Consider the following 18,895-nt stretch of genomic DNA (forward strand, 5'->3'; position numbering starts at 1 on the left):
CGTGAGGCAGGGGTGCGGATGCCGGGCGCACCGCACCCGGAGGAGTCGGTGCCGGCGGGTCGAGCGCCGCGTCCGGTGTCAGGAGCGGCGGTTACGCTGATTCTATGTCGGGGGCAGTCGGGAACAGGGTCGTCACGTCCATCGGCGCCGCGGTCGGAGGACTGGTCGGGATCGTCGCCATGAGCGTCGTCGCCGGAGTCCTCGTCGCGGCGTCGGTCACTCCGGCGATCGCGCTCGGCGGGATGGCCGCGAACAACACGGTCACCATGTTCGACAACCTCCCGGGCTACCTCGAGATCGGCACGCTCGCCGAGAAGAGCGACGTCTACGCGAAGGGCGCGGACGGCCAGGACGTGCTCCTCGCCTCGTTCTACGCGCAGAACCGCGTGGAGGTCGGCTGGGACGACATCTCCCCCTTCGTCAAGGACGCGGTCGTCGCCTCGGAGGACCCGCGCTTCTACGAGCACGGCGGCATCGACCTGCTCGGCACGATCCGCGCCGCGGCCACGGTCGCCTCCGGCGGCAACGTGCAGGGCGGCTCGTCGATCACGCAGCAGTACGTCAAGAACGTGCTCGTGCAGAAGGCGGAGGCGCTCTCGGATCCGATCGAGCGGGACGCCGCCTACCGCGAGGCCACCGAGACCACGGCCGAGCGCAAGGTCGCCGAGATGCGGCTCTCGATCGGGCTCGAGAAGGAGTACCCGAAGAACGACATCCTGCTCGGCTACCTCAACATCGCGCTCTTCGGCGGCACCGTCTACGGCATCGAGGCGGCTGCGCGGTACTACTTCGACACCAGTGCCCGCGACCTCACCCTCGCGCAGTCCGCCGCCCTGATCGCCATCGTGAACAACCCCGAGAAGTTCCGCTTCGATCGCCCGGACGACCCGGCCAACCTCGCGGTGGAGGGCTACCCCGAGACGCTCAACCGCCGCAACTACATCCTCACGCGGATGGGGATCGAGTCGAAGGTCACCCCCGAGCAGATCGGCGAGGCCGCCTCGACGCCGGTCGTCCCCGTGATCACGGAGCCGAGCACCGGCTGCCAGACCGCCGGAATCGCGGCCTACTTCTGCGACTACGTGACCTGGGTGATCAAGAACGACGACGCCTTCGGCGCCAGCCAGGACGAGCGCGACGCGACCTTCAAGCGCGGCGGCTACCAGATCTACACGACCCTCGACTCCGATCTGCAGGAGGCCGCGGTCGCCGCCACCGAGGACTGGGTGCCGAAGTCGATGGCCCGGGTGAACATCGGCAGCGCGAGCGTCTCGGTCGAGGTCGGCACCGGGCGCATCCTCGCGATGACGCAGAACAAGGACTACTCGAACGACCCCGATGTCAGCGGCGCCAACTACACCAGCGTCAACTACAGCACCGACTTCGGCTACGGCGGCTCGAGCGGCTTCCAGGTCGGCTCGACCTACAAGGTCTTCACCCTCGCCGAGTGGCTGCAGGAGGGCCGCGCGCTGAACGAGACCGTCGACGGCACCCGTCGCGCGTACACGACCTTCCGCGACAGCTGCGAGCCCGACGGCACCTACTACGGCGAGCCCTGGGACCCCAAGAACGACGAGGGCGGCAACGGCGGCGTCTACTCCGCGCTCGACGCCACCAAGGGCTCGATCAACACCGGCTTCGCCGCGATGGCGCAGCAGCTCGACCTCTGCGGCATCCGCAACACCGCGCTCGCGATGGGCGTGCACCGCGCCGACGGCACCGAGCTGCAGAAGTTCGCGCCGACCATCCTCGGCACCAACGAGATCGCGCCGCTGACGATGGCGACCGCGTTCGCCGGCTTCGCGAACAAGGGCAGCGTCTGCACGCCGATCGCGATCGACCGGATCGTCGACCGCGGCGGCGCCGATGTCGCCCCGCCGGCGAGCACCTGCACGCAGGGGATGTCCGAGGAGGTCGCCGCGACCGCCGACTTCGCCCTGCAGCAGGTGATGACGGGCGGCACCGGCCGGGCCTCCGCGACCGGCACCGGCGTCCCGCACATCGGCAAGACCGGCACCACCGACAACGCGGTGCACACCTGGATGGTCGGCGCCAGCACCGAGGTGGCCACGGCGACCTGGGTCGGGAACGTCAGCGGCTTCACCTCGATGCGCGGCTTCAGCCTCAACCGGGTCAACGCCGGTCAGGTGCGCCACCAGATCTGGCCGCGGATCATGCGCGTCGCCGATCAGAAGTACGGCGGCTCGGCCTTCCCCTCGCCCCAGCAGTCGCTCGTCGACGCGCCCCAGCAGGCGGTGCCCGAGGTGACCGGCCAGAACCCCGCCGCCGCCGCCGCGCGCCTGCGCGAGCTCGGCTTCGTCGTGACGGTCGACCCGAACCGCGTGCCGTCCGATCGACCCGCGGGCTCGGTCGCGCAGACGAACCCGCCGGCCGGCTCCCGCCTCTCCCGCGGGGCCCCGATCGCACTGCAGATCAGCGCCGGTCCGTCCACCCCGCCGCCGCGCGGCTGACGCCGGGTCGTCCCCCGGGCCGGGTCGGGCAGACTGTACGCGGCCGCTCCCGCAGCCCCGCCCCGACGAGAGAAGGATCCATGACCGGACGCAGCAGCGCTCGCCCCCTCACCACGGCCCTCGCGGCCGTCGCCGCCGTCGGGAGCGCCGCCGCCGTCTGGGGCATCGCCGTCGAGCGGACGATGTTCACGGTCCGCCACGAGTCGGTGCCCGTCCTGCCCGCGGGCTCCGCACCGCTCCGGATCCTGCACTTCTCCGACCTGCACATGGCGCCGTGGCAGACGAAGAAGCAGGACTGGCTGCGCTCGCTCACCGCCCTCGCCCCCGACCTCGTCGTGGGCACCGGCGACAACCTCGGGCACCGCGACGGCGTCCTCGGCATCCGCCGCGCACTCGAGCCCTTCGCCGGCGTGCCCGGCGTCTTCGTCCACGGCTCGAACGACTACTTCGGACCCCGGGTGAAGAACCCGCTGCGCTACTTCCGCGGCCCGTCGAAGAACCCCGCGCGCAACGCCAGCGACCTCGACACCGCAGCGCTGACCGGATTCTTCACGGAGGAGCTCGGCTGGCAGGACCTCAACAACACGGCGCACGCCCTCACCGTCCGCGGCACCCGCGTCGAGCTCTTCGGCGTCGACGACCCGCACATCGGCCTGGACCGCATCGACCTCGTGGCGGGCGCCGTGGACGAGCTGCGGGCCTCTGCCGAGGAGCCGGCCGGCGTGAGCATCGGCGTCGCGCACGCGCCCTACCAGCGCGTCCTGGATGACTTCGTCGCGCGGGGGGCGGAGGTGATCCTCGCGGGCCACACCCACGGCGGTCAGGTCTGCGTGCCCGGCTTCGGCGCGCTGGTGACCAACTGCGACATCCCCCGCGACAAGGTCTCCGGCTTCTCCACCTGGGACAACGGCCTGCACAGCTCCTTCCTCAACGTCTCCGCCGGAGTGGGCACCTCGATCTACGCGCCGGTGCGCTTCGCCTGCCGCCCCGAGGTCAGCCTGCTGACGCTCGAGCCGGTGGCCTGAGCGGTCCCGCTCGAGGAGTCCCGCGCGAGGCGCCGCGACCGGTGTCCGACACCGCCGCGGAAATCGGCTACTATTGACGAGGCTCGTGAGCGGTTCACCGCGAACAGTCCACCGGGGTGTGGCGCAGCTTGGTAGCGCGCCTCGTTCGGGACGAGGAGGTCGTGGGTTCGAATCCCGCTACCCCGACCGGTGAGAAGCCCGGCCAGGATCGATGATCCGGCCGGGCTTCGTCGTTCCGCGGTGCGGACGGACAGAGCGATGTCGCGGTGCGGACGGACAGGGCGACGCCGCGGTCCGGACGGACGGACGGCGCCAGAGTGCCGATGTTCCGACGCCAGGGCCCTCGGAGCCCGACGCAGCCGGGAAGACTGAAGCGCTCTCGCCGTCGCTGACGACGCGCTCCCTCCCGTCGCCGCAGCGACCCTCGCCGAGACGAGAACCGTGCCTCGACCCCCGACCCGGCTCACCGTCGTCGTCGCCCTCGCCTACGCGCTGGTCCTGGCCGCCGTGGTCTTCTGGCCGACACCGGTCGACGGCGGGCACGCCGGCGAGCTGAAGCAGGTCCTCGCGCAGCCCCGCGCCCAGAGCCTCGGGCTCCTCGGCTACGGCGGGATCGAGGCGACGGCGAACGTGCTGCTCTTCGTCCCGCTCGGACTGCTCGCGGCGCTGCACCTCCGCGGGCACCGGGCGTGGCTCGCCGTCCTGCTCGGCGCTGCGACCAGCGCCGCCGTGGAGACCGTGCAGCTCCTGATGCTGCCCCAGCGCCACGCGGACGTGCACGACGTGCTGGCGAACACCGCGGGCGCCGCGATCGGCGCGGTCCTCGGCGTCGTCCTGCGCCGACGACTCCCGGCACGACGACGCCGGAGGGCGGCGGAGCGGAACCGCGCTCGCGCACGTGTCCCGCTCCGCCGCCCTCCGGCGTGACAGGGGTCGATCCCCCGGGTGGAACGGAGCGGCCGCCGGTCAGCGGGCGGCCGTCGATCGCCGTGGATCAGCGGCCGAGGCCGCGGTACTCCCAGCCTGCGGCGCGCCAGGCGTCCTGGTCGAGGCAGTTGCGGCCGTCGACCACGAGCTTCCCGGCGACCTTCTCGCCCGCGGCGACGGGGTCGATCGCGCGGAACTGCTTCCACTCGGTGACGACCACGACGGCGTCGGCACCGCGCAGGGCCTCGTCGATGTCGGTCGTGTAGGTGATGTCGGGGTAGCGGCGGCGGGCGTTCTCGATCGCCTCGGGGTCGGTCGCGACCACGTCGGCGCCGAGGTCGTGGAAGCGGGTCGCGACGTCGAGCGACGGCGAGTCGCGGACGTCGTCCGACTCCGGCTTGAACGCGAGGCCGAGAACGGCGATCTTCCTGCCCTCGACCGAGCCGCCGAGGCCCTCGGTGACGAGGTCGACCACGCGCTGGCGGCGGCGCAGGTTGATCGCGTCGACCTCCTTGAGGAAGGCGACCGAGTCGCCCACGCCGAGCTCGTCCGCGCGGGCCGAGAATGCGCGGATGTCCTTGGGCAGGCAGCCGCCGCCGAAGCCGATGCCCGCGTTCAGGAAGCGGCGGCCGATGCGGACGTCGTAGCCGATGGCGTCGGCGAGCTGGGTGACGTCGGCGCCGGTGACCTCCGCGATCTCGGCGATGGCGTTGATGAACGAGATCTTGGTGGCGAGGAAGGCGTTCGCCGAGACCTTGACCAGCTCCGCGGTCGCGTAGTCGGTGACCACGAGCGGCGTCTCGGCGGCCAGCGCCGTCGCGTAGACCTCGTCGAGGGTCGCCTTGGCGGCCTCGCCGGCCGCGCCCGCGGGCACGCCGTAGACCAGGCGGTCGGGGCTGATCGTGTCCTCGACGGCGAAGCCCTCGCGGAGGAACTCGGGGTTCCAGGCGAGCGTCGCGCCGCTGGCGGCGATCCGCTCGGCGAGTCGCGCGGCGGTGCCGACCGGGACGGTCGACTTGCCCACGACGAGCGAGTCCGCCGTCAGCAGCGGCAGGATGCCGTCGATCGCGGCGTCCACGTAGGTCATGTCGGCCGCGTTCTCGCCCTTCTTCTGCGGCGTTCCCACCGCGATGAAGTGCACGGCGGCGTCGGCGGCGTCGGCCGTGTCGGTCGAGAAGCGGAGGCGGCCGGAGGCCACGCCCGAGGAGAGCAGCTCGGGCAGACCGGGCTCGAAGAAGGGAGCGGTGCCGGCGGAGAGCGCCTCGATCTTCGCGGGGTCCACGTCGATGCCGATGACGTCGTGGCCGAGCTCGGCCATCGCGGCGGCGTGGACGGCTCCGAGGTAGCCGCAACCAATGACAGAAAGCTTCACGGGATTTCTCCGAATCGTAGGCGGGTCGATGTCGCGTCGGCGACTGCAGGAGGGAGGAACGGGTGGAGCGGAGGGAGCCCGCGCGGCACGCGCGAGGTCAGCTCCGCGCCAATGCTCTCAGATCCCGGGAGATGTCGTGGACGGCCGCGGCGATCTCCTGAGCGACGCGGACGTGCGTGCTCTCGCTGCGGCCGATCGGATCATCGATGTCGTCGCCCTCGCCGCGGGGCGCCCGGCCCCGGTTCGCCGCGGCGAGCCGCACCACCGAGCGCAGTCGAGCGGCGGGGTCCTCGACCGTGGGGATCGGCACCTCGGCGAGGACGAACGGGAGCACGCGGGCGAACTCGCGCAGGGTGAAGCCGCGCAGCAGGAGCGGCGGGTGGCTCCGCGACGCGTCGACGAGGTGGTCGCGGGTCATCGCGAGCATCAGGTCCGCCTCGCCCGCGAGGGCGTCGGAGAGCTTCGCGCTGAGGTGGCCGGACGGGTCGCCGCCGAGCTCGGCGGACAGGCGAGCGGAGGTCGGCTCCATCGGGTAGCCGTCCCGCGTCTGCACGCCCGCGCTGCGGAAGGCGAGGAGCGCCGCTCCGCTCGGTGCGGTGAGGTCGCCCAGCTGCGCCCGCAGGAGCTGCTCCGCCATCGGCGAGCGGCAGATGTTGCCGGTGCAGACCGAGAGGACGGTGAAGACCGGAGCGGCGGGCGTCGAGGCCGCCTCACCGGGGCGCCACCCGCGCCGGGCGCGCCGCAGGCCGTCGTCCCCCGGGAACGTCATCCGCGGCCGCTCAGACCGCGCTGGGGGCCGGGGCAGGAGCCGGAGCGGCTGCCGCGTCCGGACGCGCGCCCGACTTCTGCGAGCCGTAGTAGCTCGTGTAGTAGTAGCCGTAGCCGCGGCCGACCTGGCCCCGCGGGGGAACGCGGTTGAGGATGACGCCGAGGGTGTGGCCGCTGACGCGCTCGAGGTTCTGGATCGCCTTGCCGAGCTCGTCGGTCGTCGTCCGGCCGGCCGAGATGACCACGAGGGCGCCGTCGGTGCGGGCGGTGAGGATCGCGCCGTCGGTCACGGGCAGCAGCGGCGGGGCGTCCACGAGCACGATGGCCTCGCGGGCGATCTCGTGCAGGAGCATGTCCATGCCGTTCGAGCCGAGCAGCTCGCTCGGGTTCGGCGGGATCGAGCCCGCGCCGAGGATCCAGAGGTTGCCGGAGGGACCCCAGGGCTGGAGCACGTCCTGCAGCTCGGCCTTGCCGATCAGCAGGTCGGTGAGGCCGACCCCGGGGACGAGGCCGAAGGACTTCGCGACGGTGGGCTTGCGGAGGTCGCCGTCCACGACGACCGTGCGCTGACCGGAGGCGGCGAGCGTCACCGCGAGGTTCGCGGTCACGGTCGACTTGCCGTCGGAGGGCAGCGGGCTGGTCACGACGATGATCCGCGGCGGGCTGTCGACGTTCATGAACTGCAGGTTCGTGCGCAGCTCGCGCAGCGCCTCGGCGAGCGCGTGCTTGCCGTCGGACTTCACGTAGTCGGTCGTGTCCGCCTCGGGCACGATGCGGTTGGTCTCGTTCAGGCGCTTGTCGACGGGGAGCGTGCCGACGACCGGGAGGTCGAACAGCCGCTCCACCACCTCGGCGGTGCGGATGCGGCGGTCGAGGGTGTTGCGGACGAAGGCGTAGACGAGGCCCAGCACGAGGCCGGCCAGCGCGCCGACGCCGAGCACCAGGCGCACGTTCGGGAACTCCGGGGAGGACGGCAGAGCGGCGGACTGGACGCCGGAGAGGCTGACGGTGTCGCCCGCTCCCGACTCCTGGTTCACCTGCTGGATGCGGACGGCGATCGCGTCGATCCAGGCGTCGGCGAGGGTGCGGGCGCCCTCCGGGGTGGACGCCGTCGCGCGGACGTTGAGGATCGGCGACTCCGGATCGGGAGTGACCTGGACGGCGGTGATCAGCGACTCCGCGGTCACGTCGAGCCCGAGGTTCCCGATGACGATCTCGGCGACGTTCCGCGACTTCGCGATCGGAACGTAGGTGAGGGTGCTCGACTTCGCGACGGAGTCCGCGATCTGGCGCAGGTAGATCGCCTGGCTCGGGTCTCCCCCGGCATCGGCGACGGCCGCCGAGACGAGGCCCTGGGCCTCCGCGGCGTAGCGCGGCTTCTGGGTCAGCGACCAGCCGTAGGCGACGAGGGTGCCCAGGAGCACGGCTGCGACGAGGGCGATCCAGTGATCGCGGAGAAGTCGGAGGACGTCTCTAAGTTCCACAGTGTCAAGTTCCTTCACTGGTCCGGACCGATCGGCGACTGCCGGAGACGGGCTTCAGAATCATTGCACGCCGGTGTATCGGCCCCGTTTCGGGGACCGTCAGACGTGCACCCCTTCCGGGGTGGGCTGGAGCGGAGTCGCTCTCGCGATCACGCCGAGCCCGAGCAGCTCGTCGACGGCGGCGGACACCGCGGTCGAGGCGTCGATCCCCTCCGGCGGTCCGCCGAGCTCGGCCAGCACCGCGGCGACGAGGTCGGGCAGATCGGCGCCACCGGCCGCGGAGCGCCAGAGGACCGGCCCGATCCCGGCGAGCCGGATCACCGTGTTCTGGCGGAAGACGAGCAGCTCGCCGCTGGGCAGCGCCAGCGCGTCGTCGACCTCCGCGCGGCGCAGGGAGCCGCCGGCGGCCGCGTCCTCCGCCTCCAGCGGAAGCGCGACGACGTCGTGCCAGACCGCCGGAGCCGGCTCGGCCGGAGCGGCGAGCAGACCGTCGACGAGATCGAGCACGTCCGCCGCCTCGGAGTAGACCAGTCGATTCGCGCCACCGACCGAGGCGATCGTGCGGACCAGCGCCGAGAGTGCCCTGGGCCGGGCGGCGAGGTAGGAGGTCTGGGGCACCAGGGCGTCGATCGCCACGGTCGGCTCGACCTGCTCGAGGCGGGGCACGTCGACGCCGTCACGGCGCTCGAGCAGGACGATCCCGGCCAGCACGAGCGGCGCCTGCGGAACGGGGCGCAGACCGAGGTCGACCGGCGAGAGCTGGGCCTTCGGCGCGCTCCCGGTCGCGGGCTTCACCGACAGCGGCTTCGGATAGGGCAGCACTGTGCCGTCGGGAGTGACGGCGACCGTCTCGTCGGTCACGTAGCCGAAGCGCGCCCCCAGCACCCGCGAGGCGGTCGTCTTGCCGGTGCCGGAGGCGGCCACGAACGCGAGCACGCGGCCGTCGTCGGCGGCGACGCCGCAGGCGTGCAGCATCAGGAGGTCGCCGCGGCGCTCACCGATGGCCTCGAGCGTGAGCGTCGACGTGAGCGACTCCTCGAGCTGCGCGACCGAGTGCGAGACGACCCGGACGCCGCCCGGCGGGACCGAGCCGGGGAGCGGCACCTCGGCGGAGACCACGCGCGCGTCGGCGCTGTCGGCGGCGGCGCAGGAGCGCCAGCTGCTCCGGATCCGCGCGACGTCCTCGTCGGACAGTCCGGGCCCGAACTCGACGCGGAACGGGACCTCGAGGATCGCCAGCGACATGCTGCGCGATCCGGATCGCTGGTCACCGGGCTGGTCGGCGCCCGTCTGCACGGAGGAGCTCAATACGCCCCGTCCCTCGCCAGGACCGCGCGCGCGGTCTTGAAGAGGATGACGATGTCGCCGGTCATCGACCAGTTCTCCACGTAGTAGAGGTCGAGGCGGACGGTGTCCTCCCACGACAGGTTGGAGCGGCCGCTCACCTGCCAGAGGCCGGTGATGCCGGGCTTCATCAGGAAGCGGCGGTGCACGTGCTCCTCGTACTGCTCCACCTCGCGCGCCAGCGGCGGGCGGGGGCCGATCAGCGACATGTCGCCGCGGAAGACGTTGAGGAACTGCGGCAGCTCGTCGAGGCTGAAGCGGCGGAGGACGGTGCCGACCTTGGTGACCCGGGGGTCCTTGGCCATCTTGAAGAGGATGCTGTTGCCCTCGTCGCGCTGCTGGGCGGCGAGCTCGGCGAGGCGCGCCTCGGCGTCGACCACCATCGAGCGGAACTTGAGCATCTCGAAGGTCGAGCCGTTCAGCCCGATGCGCTCCTGGCGGAACAGGATCGGGCCCGGGCTGGTCGTCTTCACCAGCACCGCGACGACGATCAGCACGGGAGCGCTGAGGATGATCAGCATCGTCGACGCGGCGATGTCGAAGAGCCGCTTCGCGAAGCGCTGGCGGCCGTCGAAGCGCGGGGTCTCGACGTGGATCAGCGGCAGGCCGGCGACCGGCCGGGTGTGGATGCGCGGGCCGCCGATGTCGGTGAGGCTCGGCGCCACGACGAGGTGCTCGCGGCCGGGCTCGAGCGTCCAGCTGAGCTCGCGGATGCGCTGCGGGGCCAGCTCGTCGGAGCTCGTGACGACGACGGTGTCGGCACCGGTCGCGTCCATCACGGCGCGCACGCCGTCGATCCCGGAGAAGCCGTGCAGCGAGAGGCCCGCCAGCTCGGCCTCGCTCGTGAGCGCCTCGGCGCCGCCGACGGAGGTGGAGACCGCGCCGACCAGCTTGTAGCCGGCCTCGGTGCCGCGCCGGAGCTCGCGTGCGGTGTGCAGCACGCTCGCGCGGGAGCCGAGCAGGACGACCTGGCTGGAGAAGCGGCCGACCTTGCGCTGACGGGTCAGCCAGGAGCGCCAGACCAGACGGCCGACGCAGATCAGCAGGATCCCGGCGGGGAACGCCGTGATGATGTAGCCGCGCGCCAGCAGGATCTGCAGGAGGTAGGCGATGATCGCGACGATGCCGAACAGCCAGATGGAGGCGTCGACGATCCGCCGGTACTCGACGTAGCCGGTGCCGACGATGCGGCGGTCGCGGGTGTCGAAGACCTGCAGGGCGAGGAGCCAGCCGATCGAGAGCACGACGGACACCCAGGTGTAGCTGACGGCGATGTCGACGGGATTGTTGAAGCCCACGTCGGAGTTCAGGTCGAGATCGAACCAGAACAGCTGCGTGCCGAAGACCGAGACGAGGATCGCGACGACGTCGGTGGCGAGGAGGCGCCGGCGGTAGTCCTGCTCCCAGGACGGGCGGCGCTTCGGCGGAGTCTCCTGCGAAGCCATCGAACCCCCCGGTCTCGCGTGCTGCGTCGGAAGGCCTGCGTGCGTTTCCGGTGATGTCACGCCCGCAAGGCTACCCACTTCCCTGTTTCATTCGGGTCACGCCCGATGAGCACTGCTCGACACTGCTAGCCGCGCAGGCGTCCGCGGCTCTCCTGCAGATAGCACGAGCCGCAGAGCGACTCGTAGGTGACCTCGGCCCCGTCGATGGCGACCTGGTCGCCGTCGAAGACGAATCGGCCGTCGACCACCCGACCGTTGAAGATCGCCTTCCGCCCGCAGCGGCAGATCGTCTTCAGCTCCTCGAGGCTGTGCGCGATCTCGAGGAGCCGCCTGCTTCCGGGGAACGCGGCGGTCCGGAAGTCGGTCCGGATGCCGTAGGCGAGGACGGGGACGTTCTCCAGGATCGCGATCCGGAGCAGATCGTCGACGTGCGACTCCGGCAGGAACTGCGCCTCGTCGACGAGCAGTGCGCTGACGTCGCGGCTCGTCTCGGCGAGCACGCGGGCGCGCGCGGCGGAGAAGACGGCGACCGGATCGCCGTCGGGCTCGAACAGGATGTCCACCGGACGGGTCACGCCGAGGCGGGACACGATGAGCTCGTCGCCCTTGGTGTCGACGGCCGGTTTCGCGAGCAGCACCCGGTGCCCGCGCTCCTCGTAGTTGTGCGCGGCCTGCAGGAGCGAGGTGCTCTTGCCGCTGTTCATCGCGCCGTAGCGGAAGTAGAGCTTCGCCATCAGGTCCTGTCTCTGCTCGTGGGCGGGCGGTGCCCGCGGGCCGCGCCCGGCGCGGTCCTCGTGGTCGTGGTCGTGGTCGTCGTGGTGGTCGAGGTGGTCGTCGTCGTGCCGTCGGCGGTCGTGCCGGTCACTCGAGGAGGCCGTCCTCCGCCGCCCGCCGGATCAGGTCGGCGCGCCGGCTGGCCGGGCGGCCGATCTTGGCGTACTTCTGCCGGACGCGGCGCAGATAGGTCTTCGCCGTCTCGAACTGGACGTTCATCCTCGCGGCGACCTCGGGAGTGCTGGCGCCGGCGACGTAGTGGCGCAGCGCCTCCAGTTCCCCCGCGCTCAGGCGCGGACGCTGCTGCGCGGCCACCCCGATCGGCAGCGGGCGCCACTGCGCGGCGGACCCCGCGGTGGAGCGCATCGCCATCGCCGAGCGCGCCGCCTCCATGACGTCCTGCATCGACTGCGCCTTCGTGAGGTGCCGGGCGGCGCCGGCCCGCAGCGAGCGCTCGCGGATCTCGTCGTCCTCGCGCTCGGCGAGGACGATCACGGTCGCGCCCGCGGCACGGCAGGTGCGGATCCGCGCCTCGATCGAGATCGGCTCGCTCAGCTCGAAGTCCATCAGGACGACCTGCGTCGGGAACACCGTGCTGGTGACCAGCTCCATCCAGGTGCCGGCGCTCACGACGAGCTCGAAGTCCGGGGCGTTGGCGGCGATCCAGCTGCTCATGCTGTCCAGGAGCAGCTCGTGGTCGTCGAGGATGCCGAGCCGGACCGGTCGCGCGCCGCCGTCGGCGGAGGAGGTCTCGGCGGACCGGGACTCAGCGGACCGGGTCTCGACGGACCGGGACTCTGCGGCCCGGGCGGAGGAGCCGGACGTCGGCTCACCGGGGCGAGGGAGCATGCGACGATCCTAGCCGCGGGCCGGATCGCCTCCGCGGCCCTCTCAGAACAGCGTCGGCTGGCCCACCCCGGGCAGCAGAGAGGCGCCGTCCTCGCCCAGTTCGCGGAGGATCAGTCCGCCGCCGCGGAGGCCGGCGTGCCGGGCCGGCTCGTCGCCGTCCTGCGGGCGGCCGTGCTCGCCGCCGAGGGTCCGCAGCACACCGAGCGAGGGCAGCGCCGAGGCGCCGCGCGCGGTCGGTCCGAGCGCGGAGGAGCGCATCGATCCGGTCGCCGGGTCGGCCTCCCCCTCCTCCAGCCGGTGGTCGCGCATCAGCGGGCGGATCCGGGCGGACAGCCAGCGGCGGTACTCCGCAGGCGCGTAGGCGGTACGCCCGGGATACAGGGAGCGGTAGCGGTCGAGCAGCTCGGGGTGCTCCTGCGCGAGCCACTGCAGGAACCACTCCTTGACCCCGGGCTTGAGGTAGAGGGTCGAGTACATGATCGTGCTCGCCCCGGCCTCCCGGCACGCACGGAGCGAGGCGTCGAGGTGGGCGCGGGTGTCGGTGAGGAACGGCAGGATCGGCATCAGGAAGACCGAGCACTCGAAGCCCGCCTCGCGGGCGGCCGTGACGGTCGCCAGCCGGGCCGCGGCGGACGGAGCGCCGGGCTCGATCGAGCGCTGCAGATCCTCGTCGAAGACCGCGATCGAGACGCCGAGGTCGACGGGCACGTGCTCGGCGGCCTCGCGCAGCAGCGGCAGGTCGCGCCGGAGCAGCGAGCCCTTGGTCAGGATCGAGATGGGGGTGCCGGAGGCGGCCAGCGCGGCGATGATGCCGGGCATCAGCCGGTAGCGGCCCTCCGCCCGCTGGTACGGGTCGGTGTTGGTGCCGAGTGCGACGGGGTGGCGCTCCCAGCTCGGCCGGGCGAGCTCCCGGGTGAGCACCTCGGCGACGTTCACCTTGACGACGATCTGCGAGTCGAAGTCGCGCCCGCCGTCGAACTCGAGGTACTCGTGGGTGGGCCGGGCGAAGCAGTAGGTGCAGGCGTGGGTGCAGCCGCGCATCGGGTTGATCGTCCAGCCGAACGGCATCTTCGACGAGGAGTGCACCCGGTTCAGCGCCGACTTGGCGAGCACCTCGTAGAAGGTGATGCCGTCGAACTCGGGGGTGCGGACGGTGCGGACCAGCTCGGTCAGCTTGACCAGGCCCGGGAGCGCGGCCTCGTCCGCCGCGCCGATCGCCTGTCCGCTCCACCTCATGCGTCCATTAGAACATGTGTTCGAACGTCTCGGTGGGTTCATGCTGGTCGAGTAGCCGCGAAGCGGCGTATCGAGATCCTCCGTCCTCAGCAGGTCGGGTCTGCAGAACCTTCTTCTGACGAAGGTGGATCTCGATACGCCCGCTGCGCGGGCTACTCGATCAACATGCGGCTTCGCGCCCTCGGTGCTCAGACGGAGGCGCGGAGCGCGAGCGCCTCCGAGGTGGCGGCGACGGTGCGCTCGGCCGTCTCCGGGGCGTCGTTGAGCGTCGAGCCGTAGCTGGGGACGAGCGAGCGGATCCGCGGCTCCCAGGCCTTCATCCGGTCGGGGAAGCAGCGCTTGACGATGTCCAGCATGATCGGCACCGCCGTCGAGGCGCCGGGCGAGGCGCCCAGCAGACCGGCGATCGTGCCGTCCGCCCCGGTGATGACCTCGGTGCCGAACTGCAGCACGCCGCCCTTCTTCTCGTCCTTCTTCATCACCTGGACGCGCTGGCCGGCGGTGATCAGGTACCAGTCCTCGGAGCGGGCGGTGGGCAGGAACTCGCGCAGCGCCTTCATCTTCTTGTCGCGACCGGCCAGCACCTCGCCGAGCAGGTACTTCATCAGGTCGAGGTTGTCGCGGGCGACGGCGAGCATCGGGCCGATGTTGTGCGGGCGGATCGACAGCGGCAGGTCGAGCCAGGAACCGCGCTTGAGGAACTTGGGGGTGAAGCCGGCGTACGGGCCGAACAGCAGCGAGGCCTGGCCGTCGACGACGCGGGTGTCGAGGTGCGGGACCGACATCGGCGGGGCGCCGACGGCGGCCTTGCCGTAGACCTTCGCCTGGTGCCGGGCGACGATCGCCGGGTTGTCGGTCCGGAGGAACTGCCCCGAGATGGGGAAGCCGCCGAAGCCCTTGATCTCGGGGATGCCGGACTTCTGCAGCAGGTGCAGGGCCCCGCCGCCGGCGCCGACGAAGACGAAGCGGGCGACGACCTTCTTGGGCGTGCCGCCGACCTTCTGCTTGAGGTCCAGGCGCCAGGTGCCGTCCTTCTGCCGGGTGATGCCGGTGACCTCGTGGCCGGTGTCGAGCGTGCCGCCGTGCGCGACGACGTGGTCGAAGAGCTGGTGGGTGAGCGCGCCGAAGTCGACGTCGGTACCGGCCGGGATGCGCGTCGCGGCGTAGGGTCCACCGCCGGCGGGGCGCTGCTCCATCAGCAGCGGCGCCCACTCGTGGATGGTCTTCGTGCTCTCGGTGAACTCCATGCCGGCGAAGAGCGGCTGGTCCTTCAGCGCCTCGTAGCGCTTGCGGAGGTACTCGACGTTGGCCTCGCCGTGCACGAAGGTCATGTGCGGAGCGGAGTTGATGAAGCTCGAGGGCTCGCGGATGTCACCGGCCTCGACCAGGCTCGACCAGAACTGGCGCGAGATCTGGAACTGCTCGTTGATCTGGATCGCCTTGGCGGGGTCGACGGAGCCGTCGGCCGCCTCGGGCATGTAGTTCAGCTCGCAGAGGGCGGCGTGGCCCGTGCCCGCGTTGTTCCAGGGGTTCGACGACTCCTGCGCCACGTCGCCGAGGCGCTCGTAGGCGGCGATGGTCCAGTCGGGCTGGAGCTTGGTGAGGAGTGCACCGAGGGTGGCACTCATGATGCCCCCACCGATGAGGGCGACGTCGACCGGTTCCGAGGAGTTCACGAGAGTCGAGTTTACCGTCGGGCGCCGGGCGGGAGGCGGGCCGGGGGGCCGCTCCCCCATCAAATTGACGGCTTTTCCCGTCGGCGGGCGGCGGCGGCGGCCGCTGCTCGGGCGGGGGGGGTCTCGATACGCCGCTCCGCGGCTACTCGACCAGCAGGCAGGCGCCGCGGCGCGCAGGCGGCGCTCCATGCTGATCGAGCAGCCCTCGCAGAGGGCGTATCGAGATCCGCGCCGGGTCAGGCGACGGGCTGCTTCGCCGCGATCAGCTCGGCGATCTGGACGGCGTTGAGCGCCGCGCCCTTGCGGAGGTTGTCGTTGCTGATGAAGAGGGCGAGGCCGCGGCCCTCCGGGGCGCCCTCGTCGGCGCGGATGCGGCCGACGTAGCTCGGGTCGCTGCCGGCGGCCTCGAGCGGGGTCGGCACCTCGCGCAGCGCGACACCGGGGGCGTCGGCGAGCAGCTCGCGGGCGCGCTCGGGGCTGAGCGGCGCGGAGAACTCGACGTTCACCGAGAGCGAGTGGCCGGTGAAGACCGGCACGCGCACGCAGGTGCCCGAGACCAGCAGGCCGGGGAGCTCGAGGATCTTGCGGCTCTCGTTGCGGAGCTTCTTCTCCTCGTCGGTCTCGTTCAGGCCGTCCTCGACGAGGCTGCCTGCGAACGGGATGACGTCGAAGGCGATCGGCGCGACGTACTTGTCCGGCGCCGGGAACGCGACCGCGGAGCCGTCGTGCACGAGGTCGAGCAGGTGCTCGTCGGCGACGGCGGCGCGGACCTGGCCGGCCAGCTCGTTCGCTCCGGCGAGCCCGCTGCCGGAGACGGCCTGGTAGGTGCTGACGATGAGGCGGGTGAGCCCGGCCTCCTGGTCGAGGACCTTGAGGATCGGCATCGCGGCCATCGTGGTGCAGTTCGGGTTCGCGATGATGCCCTTCACGGCCTGCTCGATCGCGTGCGGGTTGACCTCGCTGACGACCAGCGGGACCTCGGGGTCCATCCGCCAGGCGCTGGAGTTGTCGATGACGACGGCGCCCGCGGCGGCGAAGCGCGGTGCCTGCGCACGCGACCCCGTCGCTCCGGCCGAGAACAGCGCGATGTCGAGCCCCGAGGGGTCGGCGGTCTCGGTGTCCTCGACGACGATGTCCTCGCCGCGGAACGGCAGGGTCGTGCCGGCCGAGCGGGCGGTCGCGAAGAAGCGGATCGACGCGATCGGGAAGTCGCGCTCCTCGAGGAGGCGGCGCATGACGGTGCCGACCTGGCCGGTGGCGCCGACGACTCCGACGTGGAGGGGGGTGCTGCTCATGCTGGGCTCTTTCGTCCGTGGGCCGCTCGCGGGAGGAGCGGCACGAAGGGGTGCTGGCGGGAGGGCCGGGGCGGGCTCCCCGGAGACGGTACCGAACGACGGCGGAGTCGATGGGGCCGGAGGGTGCGATCGGCGGGATCGCGAGGGCGTTCGGCGGTCAGCGCCCGGTGCCGGCGTAGACGACGGCCTCGTCCTCGGCGTCGAGGCCGAAGGCGGTGTGCACGACGCGGAGGGCGTCGTTCACCGTGTCGGCGCGGGTCACGACCGAGATGCGGATCTCGCTCGTGGAGATCATCTCGATGTTGATCCCCGCCTCGTAGAGCGAGCGGAAGAGCTTGGCCGAGACGCCCGCGTTGGTGCGCATGCCGGCGCCGACGAGCGCGAGCTTGGCGATCTGGTCGTCGTACTGCAGCGACTCGAAGCCGACCTCGTCCTTCTCGGCGTTCAGCGCCGTGAGGACGGTCTGGCCGTCGGCCTTGGGCAGCGTGAAGGAGATGTCGGTGCGGCCGGTCGCGGCGGCGGAGACGTTCTGCACGATCATGTCGATGTTCGACCCGGTCTTCGCGACGATCGTGAAGATCTGCGCGGCCTTGCCCGGGATGTCGGGCACGCCGACGACGGTGATCTTGGCCTCGTTGAGGTCGGCGGCGACGCCGGCGATGATCGGCTCTTCCACGGGCTGTCCATTCTTCTCGGTGCTTCCGGGGGCGTCCTCGCCGGGCACGGCGTTGTAGACGATGGTGCCCTCGTTGGGGCTGAACGAGGAGCGCACGTGCAGGGTGACGCCGTGGCGGCGGGCGAACTCGACGGCGCGGATGTGCAGGACCTTCGCGCCGGCGGCGGCGAGCTCGAGCATCTCCTCGCTGGAGATGCGGTCGAGCTTGCGGGCCTTCTTGACCACCCGCGGGTCGGCGGTGAAGACGCCGTCGACGTCGGTGTAGATCTCGCAGGTGTCGGCGCCGAGGCCGGCGGCGAGCGCGACCGCGGTGGTGTCCGAGCCGCCGCGGCCGAGGGTGGTGATGTCCTTGGTGTCGCGGTTGAAGCCCTGGAAGCCGGCGACGATGACGACCGCGTTCTCGTCCAGCGCGGCGCGCAGGCGGACCGGGGTGATGTCGACGATGCGGGCGGCGCCGTGCTGGGCGTCGGTGATCATGCCGGCCTGGCTGCCGGTGAAGGAGCGGGCGTCGTAGCCCATGCTCTTGATCGCCATGGCGAGCAGCGCCATCGAGATCCGCTCGCCGGAGGAGAGCAGCATGTCGAGCTCGCGGGGCGCGGGGATCGGCGTGACCTGGTGGGCCAGCTCGAGCAGGTCGTCGGTCGTGTCGCCCATCGCGGAGACGGCGACGACCACGTCGTTGCCCGCCTGCTTCGTCGCGACGATGCGCTTCGCGACCCGCTTGATGCTCTCCGCGTCGGCGACGGAGGACCCGCCGAACTTCTGGACGATCAGGCTCACGCGCTACTCCCGGGTCAGTGGTTCGGGCCGTGGCGACCCGACGCAGGAGTCTACCGGCGGGCGCATGCGCGAGGGGTCATGTTGCGGCGGCGGGCCCGACCGGCGGGTCCGCGTCAGTTCTCGACGAGGCGGCGGCCCTCGAAGGCGCGGCCGAGGGTGATCTCGTCGGCGTACTCGAGGTCGCCGCCGACGGGGAGGCCGGAGGCGAGGCGGGTGATCCGGATGCCGAGGGTGCTGAGCATGCGGGAGAGGTAGGTCGCGGTCGCCTCGCCCTCGAGGTTGGGGTCGGTCGCGATGATGACCTCTTGGACCTCGCCGTCGGCCAGGCGCTGCAGCAGCTGGCGGATCCGGAGCTGGTCGGGGCCGATGCCGTCGATCGGGCTGATCGCGCCTCCGAGCACGTGGTAGAGGCCGCGGAACTCGCGGGTGCGCTCGATGGCGGGGACGTCCTTCGCCTCCTCGACCACGCAGATGACGGCGCGGCTGCGGCGCGGGTCGCGGCAGATGCCGCAGGTCGCCTCCTCCGCGACGTTGCCGCAGATGTCGCAGAAGTGCACGCGGTTGCGCAGCTCCAGCAGGATCTCGGCGAGACGAGTGACGTCGAACGTCTCGGTCTGCAGGATGTGGAACGCGATGCGCTGGGCCGACTTCGGGCCGATGCCGGGGAGCCGGCCGAGCTCGTCGATCAGCTCCTGGACGATTCCTTCGTACATGCGGTCGCCTCCTCTCGGGATGCGGATTCAGTGGTGAGGAGTGCGGGATTGAGGAGCGGG

General features: G+C 71.7%; 16 protein-coding genes and 1 tRNA gene. 4 read left to right on the forward strand and 13 right to left on the reverse strand.

Annotation, left to right across the window (positions count from 1 at the left end; translation table 11 throughout):
• Nucleotides 1-104 precede the first annotated feature (104 nt).
• The 4 genes from MT353_RS17765 (at nucleotide 105) to MT353_RS17780 (ending at nucleotide 4,423) form a co-directional block, all read left to right on the forward strand.
• On the forward strand, nucleotides 105-2,471 hold the full coding sequence (locus tag MT353_RS17765; RefSeq protein WP_243625485.1) for a transglycosylase domain-containing protein: 2,367 nt from the start codon (nucleotides 105-107) through the stop codon (nucleotides 2,469-2,471).
• A gap of 80 nt (nucleotides 2,472-2,551) precedes the next feature.
• Entirely contained in the window at nucleotides 2,552-3,496 is a 945-nt protein-coding gene (locus MT353_RS17770; RefSeq protein WP_243587526.1) for a metallophosphoesterase, read from the forward strand.
• A gap of 112 nt (nucleotides 3,497-3,608) precedes the next feature.
• A tRNA-Pro gene (locus MT353_RS17775) sits at nucleotides 3,609-3,682 on the forward strand.
• 255 nt (nucleotides 3,683-3,937) lie between these two features.
• On the forward strand, nucleotides 3,938-4,423 hold the full coding sequence (locus tag MT353_RS17780; RefSeq protein ID WP_243625486.1) for a VanZ family protein: 486 nt from the start codon (nucleotides 3,938-3,940) through the stop codon (nucleotides 4,421-4,423).
• Between the two features lie 67 nt (nucleotides 4,424-4,490).
• On the opposite strand, the gene MT353_RS17785 is transcribed toward MT353_RS17780, so the two are convergent.
• From MT353_RS17785 to recR, 13 genes are all read right to left on the reverse strand, one after another.
• Nucleotides 4,491-5,795: a UDP-glucose/GDP-mannose dehydrogenase family protein gene (locus tag MT353_RS17785; RefSeq protein ID WP_123733618.1), complete on the reverse strand. Its 1,305-nt coding sequence runs from the start codon at nucleotides 5,793-5,795 to the stop codon at nucleotides 4,491-4,493.
• 97 nt (nucleotides 5,796-5,892) lie between these two features.
• Nucleotides 5,893-6,564, reverse strand: coding sequence for a low molecular weight phosphatase family protein (locus tag MT353_RS17790; protein WP_243625487.1), 672 nt, complete (start codon nucleotides 6,562-6,564; stop codon nucleotides 5,893-5,895).
• 10 nt (nucleotides 6,565-6,574) lie between these two features.
• Nucleotides 6,575-8,047 carry a polysaccharide biosynthesis tyrosine autokinase gene (locus tag MT353_RS22050; protein WP_185020496.1) on the reverse strand — a complete coding sequence of 491 codons (1,473 nt, stop codon included), beginning with the start codon at nucleotides 8,045-8,047 and terminating at the stop codon, nucleotides 6,575-6,577.
• Nucleotides 8,048-8,146: 99 nt separating this feature from the next.
• Complete coding sequence (locus tag MT353_RS17800) at nucleotides 8,147-9,292, reverse strand: hypothetical protein (RefSeq protein WP_243625488.1); 1,146 nt, start codon at nucleotides 9,290-9,292, stop codon at nucleotides 8,147-8,149.
• A 59-nt stretch (nucleotides 9,293-9,351) separates the two neighbouring features.
• Entirely contained in the window at nucleotides 9,352-10,836 is a 1,485-nt protein-coding gene (locus tag MT353_RS17805; RefSeq protein WP_123737558.1) for a sugar transferase, read from the reverse strand.
• A gap of 125 nt (nucleotides 10,837-10,961) precedes the next feature.
• A complete protein-coding gene (locus MT353_RS17810; protein WP_243598438.1) occupies nucleotides 10,962-11,570 on the reverse strand; it encodes a thymidine kinase in 609 nt (202 codons plus the stop codon).
• Nucleotides 11,570-11,701, reverse strand: coding sequence for a hypothetical protein (locus MT353_RS21725; protein ID WP_279400858.1), 132 nt, complete (start codon nucleotides 11,699-11,701; stop codon nucleotides 11,570-11,572). Before MT353_RS21725 ends, MT353_RS17810 begins: the two co-directional genes overlap by 1 nt.
• Nucleotides 11,698-12,459, reverse strand: coding sequence for a response regulator transcription factor (locus MT353_RS17815; protein ID WP_243598437.1), 762 nt, complete (start codon nucleotides 12,457-12,459; stop codon nucleotides 11,698-11,700). The genes MT353_RS21725 and MT353_RS17815 overlap by 4 nt, the downstream gene beginning before the upstream one ends.
• Nucleotides 12,460-12,501: 42 nt before the next feature.
• Nucleotides 12,502-13,695, reverse strand: a complete 1,194-nt coding sequence (locus tag MT353_RS17820; protein ID WP_243598436.1) for an Rv2578c family radical SAM protein — start codon at nucleotides 13,693-13,695, stop codon at nucleotides 12,502-12,504.
• A 188-nt stretch (nucleotides 13,696-13,883) separates the two neighbouring features.
• Nucleotides 13,884-15,371, reverse strand: coding sequence for a malate:quinone oxidoreductase (locus MT353_RS17825; RefSeq protein ID WP_372487875.1), 1,488 nt, complete (start codon nucleotides 15,369-15,371; stop codon nucleotides 13,884-13,886).
• Nucleotides 15,372-15,607: 236 nt separating this feature from the next.
• A complete protein-coding gene (locus MT353_RS17830; protein WP_132437664.1) occupies nucleotides 15,608-16,666 on the reverse strand; it encodes an aspartate-semialdehyde dehydrogenase in 1,059 nt (352 codons plus the stop codon).
• 157 nt (nucleotides 16,667-16,823) lie between these two features.
• Entirely contained in the window at nucleotides 16,824-18,122 is a 1,299-nt protein-coding gene (locus MT353_RS17835) for an aspartate kinase (protein ID WP_123447701.1), read from the reverse strand.
• Nucleotides 18,123-18,235: 113 nt separating this feature from the next.
• Nucleotides 18,236-18,835, reverse strand: coding sequence for a recombination mediator RecR (recR, locus tag MT353_RS17840; RefSeq protein WP_123447702.1), 600 nt, complete (start codon nucleotides 18,833-18,835; stop codon nucleotides 18,236-18,238).
• Between the last annotated feature and the right edge of the window lie 60 nt (nucleotides 18,836-18,895).

It is taken from the genome of Rathayibacter sp. VKM Ac-2927 (assembly GCF_022815525.1).
In the GTDB taxonomy this organism is placed as follows: Bacteria; Actinomycetota; Actinomycetes; order Actinomycetales; family Microbacteriaceae; genus Rathayibacter; species Rathayibacter festucae.